At 50.3% G+C, this 18,379-nt stretch carries 12 protein-coding genes and 1 tRNA gene; 7 read left to right on the forward strand and 6 right to left on the reverse strand.

The window, feature by feature from the left end:
• Window positions 1-84: 84 nt before the first annotated feature.
• Window positions 85-1,662: a glutamine-hydrolyzing GMP synthase gene (gene guaA / locus GL2_RS00625; protein WP_143728814.1), complete on the reverse strand. Its 1,578-nt coding sequence runs from the start codon at window positions 1,660-1,662 to the stop codon at window positions 85-87.
• 88 nt (window positions 1,663-1,750) lie between these two features.
• Window positions 1,751-3,238, reverse strand: a complete 1,488-nt coding sequence (gene guaB, locus GL2_RS00630; RefSeq protein ID WP_143728815.1) for an IMP dehydrogenase — start codon at window positions 3,236-3,238, stop codon at window positions 1,751-1,753.
• A 172-nt stretch (window positions 3,239-3,410) separates the two neighbouring features.
• Here guaB and xseA point away from each other — a divergent pair, with 172 nt between their 5' ends.
• Together xseA and GL2_RS00640 are read left to right on the forward strand one after the other, a co-directional pair.
• Window positions 3,411-4,763: an exodeoxyribonuclease VII large subunit gene (gene xseA, locus GL2_RS00635; RefSeq protein WP_143728816.1), complete on the forward strand. Its 1,353-nt coding sequence runs from the start codon at window positions 3,411-3,413 to the stop codon at window positions 4,761-4,763.
• 57 nt (window positions 4,764-4,820) lie between these two features.
• Window positions 4,821-7,124, forward strand: coding sequence for a transporter substrate-binding domain-containing protein (locus GL2_RS00640; RefSeq protein WP_143728817.1), 2,304 nt, complete (start codon window positions 4,821-4,823; stop codon window positions 7,122-7,124).
• A gap of 33 nt (window positions 7,125-7,157) precedes the next feature.
• Here GL2_RS00640 and GL2_RS00645 read toward each other — a convergent pair whose 3' ends face one another.
• The 3 genes from GL2_RS00645 to ftsH all read right to left on the reverse strand — a co-directional run bounded on the left by GL2_RS00645 (window position 7,158) and on the right by ftsH (window position 13,339).
• On the reverse strand, window positions 7,158-8,135 hold the full coding sequence (locus GL2_RS00645) for an NAD(P)H-quinone oxidoreductase (RefSeq protein WP_143728818.1): 978 nt from the start codon (window positions 8,133-8,135) through the stop codon (window positions 7,158-7,160).
• Between the two features lie 278 nt (window positions 8,136-8,413).
• A complete protein-coding gene (locus GL2_RS00650; RefSeq protein ID WP_143728819.1) occupies window positions 8,414-10,702 on the reverse strand; it encodes a TonB-dependent receptor in 2,289 nt (762 codons plus the stop codon).
• Between the two features lie 705 nt (window positions 10,703-11,407).
• Window positions 11,408-13,339, reverse strand: coding sequence for an ATP-dependent zinc metalloprotease FtsH (gene ftsH, locus GL2_RS00655; RefSeq protein ID WP_143728820.1), 1,932 nt, complete (start codon window positions 13,337-13,339; stop codon window positions 11,408-11,410).
• Between the two features lie 336 nt (window positions 13,340-13,675).
• On the opposite strand from ftsH, the gene GL2_RS00660 reads away from it, so the two are divergent.
• The 3 genes from GL2_RS00660 to GL2_RS00670 all read left to right on the forward strand — a co-directional run bounded on the left by GL2_RS00660 (window position 13,676) and on the right by GL2_RS00670 (window position 15,387).
• Window positions 13,676-13,752: transfer RNA gene (locus GL2_RS00660), tRNA-Arg, on the forward strand.
• Between the two features lie 202 nt (window positions 13,753-13,954).
• On the forward strand, window positions 13,955-14,860 hold the full coding sequence (locus tag GL2_RS00665) for a LysR family transcriptional regulator (protein WP_143728821.1): 906 nt from the start codon (window positions 13,955-13,957) through the stop codon (window positions 14,858-14,860).
• Between the two features lie 98 nt (window positions 14,861-14,958).
• Window positions 14,959-15,387, forward strand: coding sequence for a DUF427 domain-containing protein (locus GL2_RS00670; RefSeq protein WP_143728822.1), 429 nt, complete (start codon window positions 14,959-14,961; stop codon window positions 15,385-15,387).
• 463 nt (window positions 15,388-15,850) lie between these two features.
• On the opposite strand, the gene GL2_RS00675 is transcribed toward GL2_RS00670, so the two are convergent.
• On the reverse strand, window positions 15,851-16,615 hold the full coding sequence (locus GL2_RS00675; protein ID WP_143728823.1) for an ABC transporter substrate-binding protein: 765 nt from the start codon (window positions 16,613-16,615) through the stop codon (window positions 15,851-15,853).
• 135 nt (window positions 16,616-16,750) lie between these two features.
• Between GL2_RS00675 and GL2_RS00680 the strand changes: the two genes are divergently transcribed.
• Window positions 16,751-17,365 (forward strand): DUF4440 domain-containing protein, encoded by a 615-nt coding sequence (locus tag GL2_RS00680; RefSeq protein WP_232053721.1) that lies wholly within the window; start codon window positions 16,751-16,753, stop codon window positions 17,363-17,365.
• Window positions 17,362-18,219, forward strand: coding sequence for a zinc-dependent peptidase (locus GL2_RS00685; protein WP_143728824.1), 858 nt, complete (start codon window positions 17,362-17,364; stop codon window positions 18,217-18,219). Before GL2_RS00680 ends, GL2_RS00685 begins: the two co-directional genes overlap by 4 nt.
• Window positions 18,220-18,379: the final 160 nt, after the last annotated feature.

Genomic DNA, 18,379 nt, shown 5'->3' on the forward strand with positions numbered 1-18,379 from the left:
TGTGGAAAGTGGCACGCTTGGCGGGGAAAAAGTGGGGCTGGGGTGCCAGGCACCCCAGTCAGAGACAGGAAAATACCTACTTACTTATTCCCACTCAATAGTTGCCGGCGGCTTGCTCGACACATCGTAGGCAACGCGGGAAATATGCTCAATTTCATTGATAATACGATTGGAGACCTTCTCAATCAGCTCGTAGGGCAAGTGCGCCCATCGAGCAGTCATAAAGTCCACTGTTTCCACTGCACGCAGCGCCACCACATACTCATAACGACGGCCATCACCCACCACACCGACAGACTTCACTGGAAGGAACACTACAAACGCCTGGCTGGTCTTGTGGTACCAGTCCGCCTTGTGTAATTCCTCGATAAAAATCGCATCCGCCTCGCGCAGAATATCGGCGTACTCTCTTTTAACTTCACCGAGAATACGCACACCCAGGCCAGGACCTGGGAACGGGTGACGGTAAACCATATCGTAGGGCAGCCCCAGCTCCAGGCCGATCTTACGCACCTCATCCTTGAACAGTTCGCGCAGGGGCTCCACCAGCTCAAACTGCATATCTTCCGGCAGGCCGCCGACATTGTGGTGGGACTTAATTACATGAGCCTTACCGGTTTTGGCCGCGGCGGACTCGATCACATCCGGGTAGATGGTACCCTGAGCCAGGAACTTCACATTGTGCAGCTTGGAGGCTTCGCGGTCGAATATCTCAATAAAAGTGTTACCGATAATTTTGCGCTTGGCTTCGGGTTCATCCACCCCTGCCAGGCGCGAGAGAAAATCCTCTTCCGCATCAGAGCGGATCACCCGCACACCCATGTTATCGGCGAACATCTGCATGACCTGGTCGCCTTCGTTTTTGCGCAGCAAGCCGTTATCCACAAAGACACAGGTCAATTGATCGCCGATAGCCTTGTGCAACAGCGCTGCCACAACCGAGCTATCAACTCCGCCAGATAGTCCAAGCAGTACATTGTCATCGCCAACCTGCTCACGTACTTTGGCGATGGAATCCTCGATGATATTGGCCGGTGTCCACAGTTTCTCACAGCCGCAAATATCGATCACAAAGTGCTCATAAATGCGCATGCCCTGAAGGGTGTGAGTGACCTCCGGATGAAACTGCACACCGAAGAAGTTCTTTTCCGCTGAGTACATACCGGCGATAGGACAGGAATCGGTAGAGGCCATCAACTCAAAGCCTTCAGGCATTGCCACAACCTTATCACCGTGGCTCATCCACACATCCAGCAGCGCCTCGCCATCATCGTTGAGGTGATCCTTAATATCGCGCAGCAACTTGGAAGCACCTTCCGCTTTTACCTGGGCGTAGCCAAATTCGCGCACTTCACTGCCCTGCACTGTGCCGCCGAGTTGGTGTGCCATAGTCTGCATGCCGTAACAGATGCCCAGCACCGGCACTCCCAAGTTGAACACCACTTCCGGTGCACGGGGAGAGCCCGCCTCCGGCACAGACTCGGGGCCACCGGCCAGAACAATGCCTTTGGGATTGTATGCGCGGATTTCTTCTTCGCTCATATCGAAGGCACGAATTTCGGAGAAAACACCCAGCTCGCGCACGCGACGGGCAATCAACTGGGTGTACTGGGACCCAAAGTCGAGGATCAGAATTCGGCTGGAGTGGATATCTTGGCTCATGATTGACTCATTAACAGAAAGAATAACGGCAAACGGACCTAAAAGGTCCGTTTGCGGCTCGGTACTGAAAGTTGTTCACCAGGGAGGTTTAGCGTCCGCCCACCGGGTAGTTGGGCGCCTCTTTGGTAATCTGCACGTCGTGCACATGGGATTCCCCCATGCCGGCGGCTGTTACCCGCACGAACTCCGGGCGGGTGCGCATGGTTTCGATATCCATGCTGCCGGTATAGCCCATAGCAGAGCGCAGGCCACCCAGCATCTGGTGCACTATGGCTGACAGCGGGCCCTTGTAAGGAACTCGCCCTTCGATGCCTTCAGGCACCAGCTTTTCTGCACCCTTGCTGGCATCCTGGAAATAGCGATCGGAGGAACCCTGGGTGCGCGCCATAGCACCGAGAGAGCCCATACCGCGGTAAGACTTATAAGTACGTCCCTGGTACAACTCCACTTCGCCCGGCGCCTCTTCGGTACCGGCAAACATGGAGCCCATCATTACGGAGGAGGCCCCCGCTACAATCGCTTTGGAAATGTCGCCAGAGTAGCGAATACCACCGTCGGCAATCATAGGTACTCCAGTACCCTCAAGCGCGGTGGAAACCTCCGAAATTGCGGTAACCTGGGGTACACCGATACCCGTCACAATACGAGTGGTGCAGATAGAACCAGGACCAATTCCGACCTTGACTGCATCGGCACCGGCCTCAACCAGTGCCCGGGCAGCATCGCCAGTAGCGATATTGCCGCCGATCACATCCACCTGTGGATGCATATCCTTAATACGACGCACACGATCGAGCACATTGCGGGAGTGTCCATGAGCAGTATCGACCACCAGTACATCCACACCTGCCTCAACCAAGGCCGCCACACGGTCATCCGTATCAGGGCTTGTACCTACGGAGGCACCGACACGTAGGCGGCCATCGGAATCCTTACAAGAATTCGGATACTGCTCGGCCTTGTTAAAGTCTTTAACAGTAATCAGGCCGCGCAGATCAAAGTCATCATTTACTACCAATACTTTTTCAATGCGATGCTTGTGTAATAACTCACGCACTTCATCAGAGGAGGCGTCCTCGTGGGCAGTAACTAAGCGCTCCTTCGGAGTCATGATACTGGCCACGCTCACGTCCAGGTCAGTGAGGAAGCGCACGTCGCGGCTGGTAACGATACCGACCAGGTTACCCCTATCCATCACCGGAACACCGGAGATATTGTGGTGAGTAGTAAGAGCAATCAGCTCGCGCACTGTGGCATCAGACTCAATAGTAATTGGGTCCTTTACCACACCGGCTTCGAATTTTTTTACCGCACGTACCGCGAGCGCCTGCTCCTCGATAGACATGCTTTTATGGATGATACCGATACCACCTTCCTGAGCCAGGGCAATAGCCAGGCGCGCTTCCGTCACTGTATCCATAGCAGCAGACACAATAGGAATATTCAGGGTGATGTTTCGGGACAGCTGGGTTTTCAAACTGACATCCTTGGCAGTCACCTCGGAATAACCGGGCACAAGTAGGACGTCGTCGAAAGTGAGGGCTTCGCGCGCTATGCGCAGATTGGATTCAGACATTATTGACACTCAAACCTCGAATAGGCGGGATTGGGTATCGGCGCGATTATACCTCTCAGCGCCCAAAGCGCAATTGCCAATTCGCTGAAAGGTGGATTTATCGAGTAAAGCACTTTACCTGTATGGCGGATACTGCAATATTGCTCCGCCAGTTTTTTCCTGTGAGGCCCAGATGCAATCCAGCTCCCCAGTCCCGAATCAGAAACGCAGTGTTCTATCGGTAAGCGACCTGAACCGGGAGGTAAAGCACCTGCTGGAGAGCAATGTGCCCCTGTTATGGATCAGTGGGGAAATTTCAAATTTCACAGTCCCCAGTTCCGGGCACTGGTATTTCAGCCTAAAAGACGCTCGCGCCCAGGTACGTTGTGCCATGTTCCGCGGCCGCAACCGCAGTGTGAGCTTTCAGCCGCAAAATGGCCGTGAGGTGTTAATCCGTGCGCGAGTAAGCCTTTATGAGGGCCGCGGAGAATTCCAGCTGATCGTCGAACATATGGAAGAAGCCGGCTTTGGTGCCTTGATGCGGCAGCTGGAACAGCTCAAGGCAAAATTGCAGGACGAGGGGTTATTCGACACTGCACGCAAGCGCAACCTGCCATATCTGCCCTCCAATATCGGCATCATCACCTCACCAACCGGCGCCGCCATCCGCGACATGATTCATGTTCTGGGCCGTCGCCACCCGGCTGCGGAAATCGGTTTGTGGCCGGTGGCCGTGCAGGGCCAGGGAGCCGCACAGCAAATAGCCTCAGCCATTAAAAAAGCCGGTCACAGCGGCCGCCACGACTTGTTAATTGTGGGGCGAGGTGGCGGCTCATTGGAGGATCTGTGGCCATTCAACGAGGAAGTTGTAGCACGGGCACTGGCAGCCTGCCCCATCCCCACAATTTCCGCCGTGGGTCACGAAACCGACACCACAGTCTCAGACTTCGTCGCCGATGTCCGTGCGCCCACCCCTTCGGCAGCAGCGGAGATCGCCAGCGCCAATGCCGCTGAGTTATTTAAGGAGCTCGAAAACAACAGTATTCGGTTATATCGGGCGCTACAGCACCAGATGCGTCACCTGCAGCAGCAGGTCATGTTAAGGCGCAATCGCCTTCGCCATCCCCGCGAACAATTACAGAACCGCGCCCAGCAACTGGATCACCTCGAGATGCGTCTATTTGCAGCAGGGCAACTGCAAATCCAACAGCGCCGCGCTCAACTGACAGCAGCACATCGGGCATTAGCCCACTGCCAACCTCATCGGCGTATCAAAGAAAAGCGCGAGCATTTACAGCAGGCGGCGGCCGGCCTTCAGCGTTCCACAGAATTGCGTTTGAAGCACAGCAGCGACAAACTCAGCCACTTGGCAAAACTGCTCCACAATGTGAGCCCACTGGCGGTTCTACAGCGTGGCTACGCCATCGCCATGGATACTGAGGGCAAAGCCATCAAAGACAGCAGCAACCTGTCAACAGACCAAAAGGTCAATATCAAGCTGGCCCGCGGGAATTTTTCCGCAAGAGTAGAAAATATCGAGGACTAAAATCCGCCACAGATTAGGGGCTTGGGCACGACACTATAATCATCCTGTAGAGAGCTTATGGAGCGATCTATGGGATCTGGTTACAGTGCAATCAGCCCTATCCGTTGGGCTGTAATTTTCCTATCAGTACTGTTACTGGCTATTGCAGCCTGTAGCAAAGAAGGTAAGGAAGGCGGGCTTACAGGTCCGGGCGGCGCCTCTGCGGCCATAGAAAACCTAACGCCACAAGAAACCACTTCCCCTATCACTCCGGCTAAAGAGCAACAGGTCAACTACATCGAAACCGGTGACCTGCGCGAAATTAAAAAACGCGGCACCATCCGCTTTGTTAACCTGACCGGCGCTGCAGAAAATATGCTGCCCCGCGGTGGGGTGGTAAGTCTGCGCCATTTTGAGCTGGCAAATAAACTGGCCGACAAACTGAGACTGGAGGCAAAGTGGATCAAGGCGGAAAGCCCCGATGATGCCATCAAAATGCTCATCGCCGGTGAGGCCGATGTAATTGCTTACAACCTGACTGTGACCGAGGCGCGCGAAGAGGAAATTGACTTTAGCGTACCCGTTCGCCAATCCCGCCAGCAACTGGTTACCGGACCCTCCGGTCCGGATATTAGCGATCCAGGTAAACTCAAAAACGTTGAACTGATCGTGCCTCAGGGCTCTGCCAATATGGAAACCGCACAACAGTTAATTTCGGAGTACCCAGATGCGAACCTGGCAGTGAGGGAATTTAAAATCCACGGCAACCGCGACGGGCTCATTGACATGATAAACCGGGAAAATAATCGGGTAGCAATTCTCGAGGATTTCTCCGCGGAATATCTACGCGATTACCGCGATGACTTACGCCTTGGTGCTTATGTCAGCGAATCGCAGAACATTGCCTGGGGAATGCGTAAAACCTCCAGGCGCCTGCAATCCACAGTTGACAATTTTCTAACCCGAAATTTAGTGAAGGCACAGGAGGAGCGTATTACCGATTGGAAGGGAATTAAAAAGTCCGGGGTAATCCGCCTGCTAACCTACAACGGCCCCACCACTTATTTCCTGTGGAAGGGGCTGTTAATGGGCTTTGATTACGACCTGGCCAAGGCTTTTGCAGACAAACACAGGCTCCAACTGCAAGTTATCGTGGTGCCTTATGAAGAAAGCCTGGCAGACTGGCTCAGGGCCGGTCGCGGTGACTTCGCCGGAGCGGAGCTGAATATCACATCAGCCGTGGAAAAAGAGGGGATGGTGTTTACAAAGCCTGTGGTCGAATCAACCGAGCAAGTAGTGAGCGGCAAAGACAGCCCACCCATTAAACAAATCCAGGATTTGAATGGGCGTAAATTAACCTTGCGCGCCTACTCCTCATTTATTGAAACGGCTAAAACCCTGCAGAGTGCCGGCATAGACGTAGAGGTCCGGGTAGCGCCACCGGATATTTCTCAGTCGCAGATATTCTCAATGATTGCCGAAGGTTTGGTGGATGCCACTATTTCCCACTCGGGACGGGCAAAAATTGAAGCCTCAGTGCAACCCAACCTGGTACTAGGTGCAGTGCTCGGCGACCCAACTCCAGAGGGCTGGCTGGTTCTTCGTAAGAATTGGCATTTACTGCAAAACCTTAACAAGTTTTTGGTGAGCTACCGAAAAACTGACAAGTATAAGAAACAATACGCTGCATACTTCGAACCCAATAAGCGCTTCATGCAAAGAGTTAGCACACGGGTTATTCCTGGAGAAAACCTGTCTCCTTACGATGACCTGGTCAAGGAATCCTCTTTTAAATACGATTTTGACTGGCGCATGATCGTCGCGCAGATGTGGCAGGAGAGTAACTTTAACCCTAAAGCAGTTTCCCCGGTGGGCGCCCAGGGCCTGATGCAGGTTATGCCGGCTACCGCGGAGGAAATGGGATTCCCTCCACCACTATTTGAACCTGAGCGTGGTATTAAAGCGGGCGTAAAATATATGGATTGGGTCAGAGACAGATTTGACCCGGCACTGCCCACAGTAAATAAACTCTGGTTTACCCTGGCCTCTTATAATGCCGGTTATGGACACTTACTGGATGCCCAGCGTCTCGCCAAACAATTGGGGCTGGACCCAAATATCTGGTTCGATAATGTCGAAGTAGCGATGCTTAAACTGGCTCAGCCCCAGTACTTCAAGCGGGCACGATACGGCTATGTGCGCGGCTCAGAGCCGGTGCAATATGTACGTAATATCAGCAACCTTTACAAGGCTTATGTTGAGATGATGAGCGACGATGTATCCATGCAACCATCACAACATCAAATACCCGAAAGATTTTGCTCGCCAGAAAATACACCGAGGGGAATGATAGTGCAGGTATCCCCTCCTCCATCGCGCTGAACAGTGGAGAGAATAATCATTAAAAGGGGTGTTCTAAATTTTTAAAATGACTTTACCGATTATCTTGCCAGACTCCAGTAAACGATGCGCGTCAGCAACCTGCTCAAGGGAGAACTGAGCCGCAATTTGCGGACGTACTTTTCCCGCTTCAATCAACGGCCAGACTTTGGATTCCAGTGAAGAGGCAATATCCGCTTTCACTTTTGCAGAACGGGCCCTCAGTGTGGAGCCGGCCAGAGTCAGGCGCTTGAGCATTACCGGTAGCATATTGATCTCAACACTGGAGCCTTGAAGGTAGGCAATATTGACGATTCGACCATCGTAAGCGGCCACGCGAATATTACGCTCTATGTATTCTCCCCCGACCATATCCAGGATTACATCGGCACCGTGATCCTCGGTAGCCTCGCGTACCACCGCTACAAAATCGTCTTCACGATAATTAATTGCCCGCTCAGCACCCAGTTTCTCACAGGCCCCGCATTTTTCTGCCGATCCCGCAGTGGCAAAAACCCGGGCACCCAAATGATGAGCCAGCTGAATGGCCGTAGTGCCAATCCCGGAAGAACCCCCGTGCACCAGTAAGATTTCTCCGCTCTGCAACCTGGCCCGGTCGAACACATTGCTCCAGACAGTAAAAAAGGTCTCTGGCAGGGCCGCAGCCTCAACCTCTGTTAATCCGCCCGGGATAGGCAGGCACTGCCCCTCTGGCGCCACCACGAATTCAGCATAACCACCACCATTAGTCAGGGCGCAAACTTTATCTCCCAACGCCCACCGCTTTACCTCTTTCCCAACTGCAACTACCTCTCCCGCCACTTCGAGCCCCAGGATTGGCGAGGCACCTGGCGGTGCTGGGTAGTGACCATTGCGCTGTACAATATCGGGCCGGTTCACACCGGCAGCAGACACTCGAATCAGCACTTCATCCGCAGCTGGTTCAGGCTGGGGCAGGTCGGCCACCTGCAACTTTTCCGGGCCACCATATTCCGGCAGATCAATTGCACGCATTATCCACTCCTTCAAAACTGTTCTTTTTTGGGTTTGCCCGAGAGCTATTCAAGGTAAATTAATGGGGCATTATGAGGAACTATCAAGGTACCAGTACTGAAGTACTGTTATCACAGATGAGGGCTGGACAAGTTTATAGGCTGTAAAACCAAAAGCGGCCAGGAAGTTTACCGAGAAGAACAATAGAACTTCTCGAAAAACGACCCCGCCGCTAGCAGCCAATTTAGCGAATCATACCTTTCCCCGAAAGGGACAGTACTATGGGGAGCTATGGCAACCTAGAACTCATAGAGAACTTCAACCCCCATAACACGTCCTTTATTGAGCGGAGTAAAGCTCGCACCAATTCCTCCCAGAGTTGGAGGCAGTTGGGTGTTGTTACCCTCTGTAACCTCATTCAGCATATTCTTACCGAACATGGAGACAGTGAAACTGCCACTATCCGGCGTATAGCCAATACTGAAGTCCAGCATATCGACTTCGGACAGCATTCCTCGATTATCATCGGTATAAGGCGCCGCATCCCGATGATTAAAGTTTACGCGGGAGGTCAAACTGCCAAAGCCGCCTAGTTGCAGATCATGGATAAAGCCAACGCCATATGTCCATGGAGCCAGGCGGGGAATTTCCAGGCCCAGATCTACATCATTTACTACGCCATCACCATTGAGGTCACCCAAAACCTTGTCATAGTCGCCATCCACGTAGCCGACGTTAAAGGTAAACAGCAGGTTCTCAGTTAAAGCTGCCATTGCCTCCAACTCAGCTCCACGAATAGTAGCATCGGCAGTATTGCGGATAATCTGGGCAACACCAGTGACCGCATCAGGAAGATTTTCCTCCCGCTGCATATCGTCAATCGTGTTGTGGAATATCGCCATATTGGTGCGTAGGCGCCCATCTAACCAATCTACCTTGGCACCAATTTCAAAGCTGCTTTGTTCTTCCTGATCGGTTACCTGTGGTGTATAGGGCTTACGGGTACTTGGATTAATGCCTGCGTTACGGAAATTGTAACCACCACTGCGGAAGCCCTTGGTCCAGAAGGTGTACAGCTGGGTATCTTCAGATACAGTCCACTGTAATCCAACCTTTGGCGTAAAGGCATTCCAGCTCTCGCTGTCCTCAAAGTCGTAGGCTGCACATCCATCCAGCGAACAGAAATTCAGGGGGATTGAGGCAATTTTGGCATCTTTTTCTTCGCTGGAATAACGCCCACCTAGAGTCAGCACCCAGGATTCATTCAGGTCAATATCCGCCTGGGCAAAGACACCGTAGGTACTGTGATCTTGGGTGCCTCCACCAGTCCAGTCTATTTCGCCCAATTGCAAAAGGCGATTTTCCAGGTAGGTAACATCCTGGCTGAACCAGTAAACTCCAGTGGTCAGAGCTGTGCGGCCAAAACGGCCGGCATAGCGCAACTCATTGCTGAGCTGGCTCTGCTCCACGCTGGAGTCAGCATGAAAACCTATAATCGGCAGGGAATCGATATCCCCCATACCCCGAGCCTCATACTCACGCCAGGCCAGGATATTGGTGATGGTGCCATCACCGAAGGCGACATCCTTATTAAACTCGGTAATAATCTGGCTCCACTCATCCTTCTGGTAGCCCTCCTCATCCTGTGCTACTTCAAACGAGCCCTTACCATTATCCCAATCATCAATACCTAATAGAGCAGCTAGTACTGTTGCACTTGGAGCCGGCTGTTGGCCGTCTTGGGTCTGAACCATGGTCGACTCATAACCGCGATTCTGGGCTACCGCACCGTCAGAATCCATACGGCCATGCTCCATGCGCACCAACAGTTCGGCTGTTTCATTGAGCTGGATACTAAAGCTTGGACGAATAAACCAACTGTCGGAAGCTCCGGCGTTATCATTGCCAGTTGCCACATTCTCGAACCAACCCCGGTCATCATTGTAATAAACCGTTAGGCGCCCGTTTACTGAGTCTGCGATAGCCCCATTGATAGAGCCCGCCGTTACGGTATCCAGATTGTCTGTTACTGAGGCCTTGACCCGGGATGAAAACTCTTCTGTAGGGCGCGCGGTTTTGATTACCACGGCACCACCGGTAACATTACGACCAAACAGTAACCCCTGGGGGCCGCGTAAGACCTCAATGCCCTCAAGGTCAAATAGGTCGGTAACAACACCCGCGTTTACCCCTAGGTACATACCATCGACAAAAACCCCAACAGTGGGGTCAATAGATGGAATGGAGCTGTTAATGCCGAGGCCGCGCACGGTAAAGTTTGCAGTATTTTTAACGGTACCCACATCCTCCAGCTGAACGTTGGGCATTTTGAATGAGAGACTTTGCAGGTCCTTGGTGTGTAAGGCCTCCAGTTGATCGCCTGAATAAGCCGTAGCCGCTACCGGTACCTCTTGCAATATCTCCGCATCAGCGCGTTTGCGCGCGGTAACTTGCACCTCTTCCATAAGAGTACTAACCGAACCCTCAGCGGCAAAACTAGGGGTTGCACCACTGGCTAACCAAAGAGTTGCTACTGAACAGGCGGAAAGCAGAGCAGAGTGCTGCTTGAGTCTTGACGGACTTCCCATGTTTTCTCTCCATTGTTTTATTTTTTTTATCTACAACAACGGACTTATCGCAATCGGTACCACCTGGTCTCGCCGCTCTACCCTCTAAATGAGATTCCGACTTTAACGAGACTCCGATCAAAGACCGTGCTGATAAAGAGACACAGAGTTTGCATGATTTCTGTGACGCAGACAGATTACAGGCTCATAACGACGGGTGGAAGTCTATTTATCGTGGATAACGATAAAAATAACTCAATTAGTCTGGAAAGTTCGCCTTCAACAACAAAATAGAAAAGTTACGAGTAGAAAAATTGTAAAACGCACCGTTTAAGTGCGAAAACATTTCCCTCCCTCGAAAACCTGAATACCTTATAAATAAGGCAAAAATACAGCTTGTCCTGCCGTTTTAAACCAGCAGACAAAAGGAAAAATTGATATTTGTTATAAATATCGAAAAAACCTCATCAATTCACAAACCAGATCATCACCAACTGAAATCATTATTTAATATCACTCCATGAGACCAAGCAGTCAACAAAATATGTCATGCGAACTTAGTTGAGAAAAAGTAACAAGTGGTACTTTTGAATATTCCAGTAATACCTGGGCACCAAAGAAATATGACCAACTATTCAAAAAAATCAATTTTTCGACCACCAAGTCTAGAGTGTTATTTGTAAAATTTATAAATAATTTTTTGAATAATTGGTGTGGCAATAAATTTTAACCGCCTGCCTGCGCAATAACCCTGTATATTTCCACCGCATTCAGGGTTTCTTTTTCCAGCAACACTTCTGCCAGAGCATCCAGCTGCCCACGGTGTGTCCCCAGAAGTTGTTCGACCTCCCTCTCTATGCCGCTTACCAGTGCAATAACTTCATCGTCAATAATCTCAGAAGTATGCTCACTGAAATCTTTCTGCTGAGCCATTTCCTTGCCCAGAAATATATGCTCTTCTCCGCGGCGAAAGGCCACAGGCCCCAGCTTCTCACTCATCCCCCAGTGTGTAACCATATGCTGTGCCAAACGTGTGGCCTGCTTCAGATCCGACTCTGCCCCGGTACTTACCTCGCCAAAGACGACCCGCTCAGCTACCCTACCTCCCAACATTACCCCGATGCGGTCCCTCAAATAGCTGGCTCGCATATTGTGGTGTTCTTCGGCAGGAATTTGCTCCGTTGCTCCAAGACTGTGCCCTCTAGGAATAATTGTGGCCTTTTCCAAGGGATCCGCATTGGGGAGTAATGTTGCAGCCAGTGCATGGCCAGCTTCATGGTAGGCAACAGTCTTTTTATCCTCTTCACCCATCACCATTTCACGCTCGCCTCCGAGTACCACTTTATCCCTAGCGCGTAGCAGGCAGTCCATATCCACCGCCGACCTGTTTTCCCTACCGGCCAACAAAGCGGCCTCATTAATCAGGTTTTCCAGGTCTGCCCCGGCAAAGCCCGCAGTCAGGGCAGCCAAGTGCTCCATATCCACATCTTCAACAAAAGGAACCTCCCGGGAGTGAATTTGCAGTATCTCTTCACGGGCTACCTTGTCCGGTAAATCCAGGGTAATCTTGCGATCAAATCGACCTGGGCGCAGGAGCGCAGCATCCAGCACATCCGGCCGGTTGGTAGCCGCGACCACAACCACTGCCTCCTGTGGATCGAAGCCATCCATTTCCCCCAGTATCTGGTTGAGGGTTTGCTCGCGTTCGTCATGCCCGCCCCCAAGACCGGTTCCCCGAGCACGCCCAACAGAATCAATCTCATCGATAAAGATGATTGCAGGTGCCTCTTTCTTTGCGTCGGCAAACATATCCCTCACTCGCGATGCGCCAACACCCACAAACATCTCAATAAACTCTGAACCGCTGATACTGAAAAATGGAGCCTCACTTTCCCCCGCCAGGGCTTTGGCCATCAGCGTCTTTCCTGTGCCTGGAGGGCCCATCAGGAGTATACCTTTGGGAATTTTAGCCCCCAGCTTGCGGTAGTGTTCCGGATCTTTGAGATAACCGGCTATTTCCTGCAGGTCTTTCTTGGCATTACTCAGGCCCGCCACATCGTCAAAAGTTACCTGCGATTCACTCCGCTCATAGCGCTTGGCAGGAGAGCGAGCGAAGCCGAAAGGACTACCGGGTGCAGCCCCGCTCATTTTTTCCTGCATCCGTCGCCCCAGCCAGATCAACAAGCCAATAATCAGAACCCAGGGTAAAAGGAGAATCAGCAGGCGCTGTAAGAAACCACCCTGAGACGACTTCGCCTGGATCTCTACTTTCTGTTTCTCCAATAAAGGAAGCAGCTCAGGATCCTGTACCGAAGGCAAAGTAGTGTTAAAGCGCAGCGATTCCTGTTTGCCTTTTTCAACTTTGCTCTCACCCTCAGGTCGTCTGAAAGTCCCTATGATGCGCTCACCCTCAAACACCACTGTGGCGACCTTGCCATCACTTACCGCGTTCTTGAAGTCACTATAAGCAAGGGCCTCGCTGGGTGTGCCCAAACGCCCATTGGAACAGTACTGAAAGGTCATAATAACCAGAAAGATCAGAACCCCATACTGCAGCCAACTCAGAGGGCTCTGCTGCAAGGGTTTGCCCGATATGGGTGATTGCGGCTCCTCCGGCGGCAGTTTTTGCCCCCTATCCTGGTCGTCTGCCATTGCCATAGAGTCTCACTAAATCTGGGACGAGCGGGTTCCAATAAAGGAGTAGCCGCCATGGGCTCGAGCACTAAGTATAGATCCCCGCCAGCAAGGACGGATTCAGCGCCTCGCCCTCACCTTCAACCCCAGGAGTACATCCCCAAAGGCGCCACTGCCACTATTTTTAACAACAGGACTTGCAAACTCCCTCGCCACACGGCAGAATGCGCGCCCTATCGAACTTCCAAGCCATTCCTCAGGAAGTTAGAGAAGTTCGGTAACTAGCGGATTTTTAAGGAATTTTCCTTTAAAAATCAGTTGACTCAGCAAGATCAACTGACTATAGTTCGCAACAACAACGCGCTCGTAGCTCAGCTGGATAGAGTACCTGGCTACGAACCAGGCGGTCGGAGGTTCGAATCCTCCCGAGCGCGCCATACAAAAGGGCTTATATCGCAAGATATAAGCCCTTTTTCTTTTTTTGCCGATAGCTCCCAACTAGAACCCACCTCCGCCAACCTTTCTTTTTAAATTCAGAGGCGGATACTAGAAACCCAATCCAAAACTACCTTATAAGGTCACAGAATTGAGGGTGTCGACAAGATGCCCCCCAATAGAAGCTTGTGACTGCGAGCAGCAATGGCAAATATCAGAAATATCGACCTAAACCTTCTCAGAGCCTTTGATACCCTGATGGATGAGTGCAATGTATCCCGGGCGGCAGAGCGATTGTCTGTAACCCAACCAGCTGTGAGCGGCATGCTGACGAGATTGCGCAGCAGCCTCAATGACCCCCTGTTTATTCGCTCACAACATGGAATCAACCCCACACCACGGGCCTTGGAACTGGCAGCTCCTATTAAGAAAGTTCTGAGCGAAATAGAGAGCATTCTGGCACCTTCAACCTTTAATCCACAGGAAAGCACCATGACGTTTTCCATTGCCGCCACGGACTACGCTCTAAAGACCATTGTCACACCATTAATCTGTGCACTGCAGGAAGAAGCCCCAAATATTCAAACTTCTATCCAAATGGTAAATGACACGCAAACCTTTGCCCTAATGGAGCGGGGCCAGCTGGACCTGGCAATCACTACACCCGATGCAGCGCACAAGGAATTGAGGGCAAAAACACTATTTGAAGAAAGTTATATCTGTGTTTTGGCAGAGGGCCACCCAATGGCCCACAAAAAGACGCTGACTTTAGATAATTTCTGCAGCATGAAACATGGAATTGTTTCCTTTTCCGGCAACACCTTCCATGGAATAACTGACACTGTTCTGGACTCCCTGGGCAAGCAAAGACAAGTTTCGGTCTCAGTCCCCAGCTTTTTATCCTTGATAGAAATCCTGAAAAACTGTGAACTCTGTGCGGTTGTACCAAAAAAACTCATCGAGGATATCGACGGCCTCACGACGGCTAAGCTGCCATTCGAAGTTCCAGGGTTCAATAAAATAATGGCGTGGCATGAGCGCACACATTATAGCTCGGCACATATCTGGATCAGGGAAAGGATCTACCAGCTATGTAGTAGGGGCTCCTGAATTAAAACAGAGCTCAGAGTAAAATCATTTATATACTGCAGTTAATATTTGCCTCATGTTAACTTTACCCTACGCTGGTAATCCCCCCCAAATGCGCTATGAAAGGGCTCAACCCAAAATACAACATTAAGACTATTGGAGGACTGAATAGCATGGCCCATCCCGCTCCAGGTTTTAAAGAAAACCCTGATCACAAAGTGGAAATTTCACCACTAAATGGAAACTTGGAAATACGCGCCAAAGGGATAAAAGTAGCAACAACCGCTAAGGCTCTTTCTGTAAAGGAGTCCGGCCTACCCGAAGTATTTTACATTCCTCTTTGTGATGTAAACCAGCAGGTGCTTTTGGAAAGTAAAACTACCAGCTATTGCCCATTTAAAGGGAGAGCTAATTACTGGTCAATTCAGGCCAATGGAAAGAATATTACTGATGCCGCCTGGGAGTATAAAGATCCATATGAGGAATGTATCACCCTAAAAGAGCACGTCGCCTTTTACTCCAGTAAGGTTGACATGACTCGTGGTTAACCCTATCCATAAGGGCAAATTGTTTACCGAAAAGAAAGCCAGGAGACCGAAGCTGAATTTCACCACCGTATTCTTTTCAACATTTATTGTTTAAGAACTCTAAAATCCATAACCTTCAGATAAACACGCTGATACTTAGCCTGGAACCCTTCCGCCAACAATATAGCTCGATACAGACAGGTACATGTATCCCACTTCTAATTGGAGGTGTACTCAATCTTTCTTAAGATCTTACTATCCAGAATATATAAAACCCGGGAGACCAGCTCATTATTGCTCAGCACCCCCTAAAGTCAGCCCCTTCAGCTACCACGGCAAGAGAGAAACTGCAGAACCTTTGAGTGGAATACTGATAAATTTGGCACAATGACGCCAAGCCTTACAGGCATCAAAGGGCCGAGCAAAAATCCCGGCCTTTTTTTCTTTTTGCGCACCATAATTCTTATAGGTGTCCAAGAAAAAATTACTTACAAACATCCTGCTTTTGCACGACATCGTATTTCTTCAACAACTCCTTAAAGCGACCGGTACGACACAGCTCTGCCAGGCCGCGATTAAAGTCATCTCGCACCTTTTGATCGCGGAATCCCACACGAAAATCTGTCATTAGGGGGAAAATCTGGAAAAGGTTAACCTGATCCATTTTATATCCCATTTTATTACTGAAATACTTGAACAGCTCCATATCCACAACCGCCACTACATCTTTCATCTTCCAAAACTGCGCAACCAAGTCGGAGGCGGTCGGCGCCTGAACAATATTCTGGCGCTGTGTACCATTTGGACCATACATCTTTTCAAACTCTGGCCCCAAATCCATTGGAGCACCCTGCCAGGTAATGACTTTCTTACCGGCAAGGTCCGAAATACTGTCAATTTTCATTTTATCGCTGGCTTTGGTAATACCGTAATTAGCAAAGCTGATCATATTATTGGAATAAAAAAGATCATCATCTTTTTTCATCACATTGACTGCAGCCTGTACTTTACCCTGCTCTAGTGCTGGAGCGGTTTCCGCAAAGCCCATCTGCATAAATCTCAATGAATACCCCGGGAGCGCCTCCCGCACAATATCCACTTCCAAACCACTGCTAGCATTGTTGATCACATAAGGGGGGGCATCACCGGCAATTGCCACTTTCAGAGGCGTACCGCCCGACTGGGCGATCGCTTGCGCCAAGGCGCCAAACATAAATACAAGAACAGCAATTAAGGAACGCATACGCATAACCTTCTCCAAAACGACGCAAAATCACTCAGACGCCATAAGTGTTAGCGCTTTAAGACTATTTATCAAGCCGCGACAATCAACTAGCTGATAAAAATTTTATGCACTACGACTAGACCTCATCAGCAAATTTTAATGATCAAAGGCTTGAAAGCTGCGCCTATGCCCCCAATCCAGAAGTTATTGAAACTAAAACTGGTCCGTGAGCTGGAGTCACCAATTCCTTATCTAAGATCCAAATTTTTTGAGGGACCAAGAAGTCAAACTTGCAAAGTACACGAAATGGTATACCCAATTTCTATTGATTTAAATTTGACAGGTAACCCAAAAATGATGCCAGATATGGAGCAATTGATTAGATACGAAACTGCATTACATTGCGTAGAAGTCCGTAGAAATCAGGTAGCAGTGAAGAAATTATTAAGCCCAGATTTTCGTGAAACCGGAAAATCCGGAAGCAGTTATGACTTCAACATGATTATTGCAATAATGAAGTCTGAGGAAAACAGAGAGTGGCAAATCCACAGCCAAGATTACCAATGCACACTACTCTCTGAATCTGTACGTCTATTACTTTATCGCACCGCTCACTGTGACCGACAGGGAAACTATTCCGATTTTTGCAAACGCGCCTCTACCTGGGTACTCAACAACGAACAGTGGCAAATGAAATACCACCAGGGCACCCCTTGTGAAGCGTTTAAAATAGGCGAAAATATCTCAGCCAAACAGCCGGCAATAAATTTATGAGTGCTTTTATCATTATTATTCTGCTTGCCCTGACAGTTTGGCTTGTGCCCCTCTTCTATCGCCGCTGGCGCATCAGGTACCGCCGAGCGCAAGAACTAACTCGGGAACAGTTGCAACTGCTGCAAGAGACACTGCCCTTATATCACTATCTGAATACCACCCAACAACAGGAATTGAGAGGCAATATTGTCCTCTTCCTCCACGACAAGGAATTTGTCGGCTTTGATGGCCTTCAGGTTACCGAACGGATGCGAGTAGCAATTGCCGCACATGCCTGCCTACTGCTATTGGGACGTAAGAATGAGTGTTACCCCAATTTGTACAGCCTGCTGCTCTACCCGGATACTTATGTGGCCCACGAGACCCGTAGAGAGGGCTTCGTAGAAACAGCCAAGCGCAGTGCGCGTGAGGGTGAGGCCCACTACCGGGGACCAGTTGTACTTTCTTGGGGAGACTTGGAGGAGGACCTGCGATTTCCACAGCGGGGGCATAATGTTGCTCTACATGAATTTGCCCATAAGGTAGATGAAGAAGATGGTTACTTTGATGGACGTCCCCTATTTGAGAAGACGAACGAAGGAGCTAACTGGGCAGAGGTGATGAGCCGGGAATTTCATCGCCTCCGACAAAGGGCCGAGTTTGGACAGATCCCCGGAGATACTCCCTCGGTACTGGATTTATACGGCGCTCAATCTCCAGCCGAATTTTTTGCAGTAGCCACTGAAAGCTTCTACACAATCCCTGTCGCTATGCGGGCTTTACACCCAAAACTCTACAGAGAACTAAGCCAATTCTACCGCCTGGACCCCGCCACCCTTGTAGGTGGAAAAGCCTCAAAAAGTCCAGGCCTATAAAGTAGCCGAAGGCCACTTGGAAGCCCAATAAAACCTGACCCAACAGGTAAGATAATTTTACTATTTTCACCAAAGCACACCTGCAAAAATCTTCTGTATATTTATTTTTCAGCCAAGGAGGAACCTTCCTTTATTTACGAAAAAAGGGGAAGGCATGCTT

The organism is Microbulbifer sp. GL-2, assembly GCF_007183175.1.
Lineage (GTDB): Bacteria > Pseudomonadota > Gammaproteobacteria > Pseudomonadales > Cellvibrionaceae > Microbulbifer.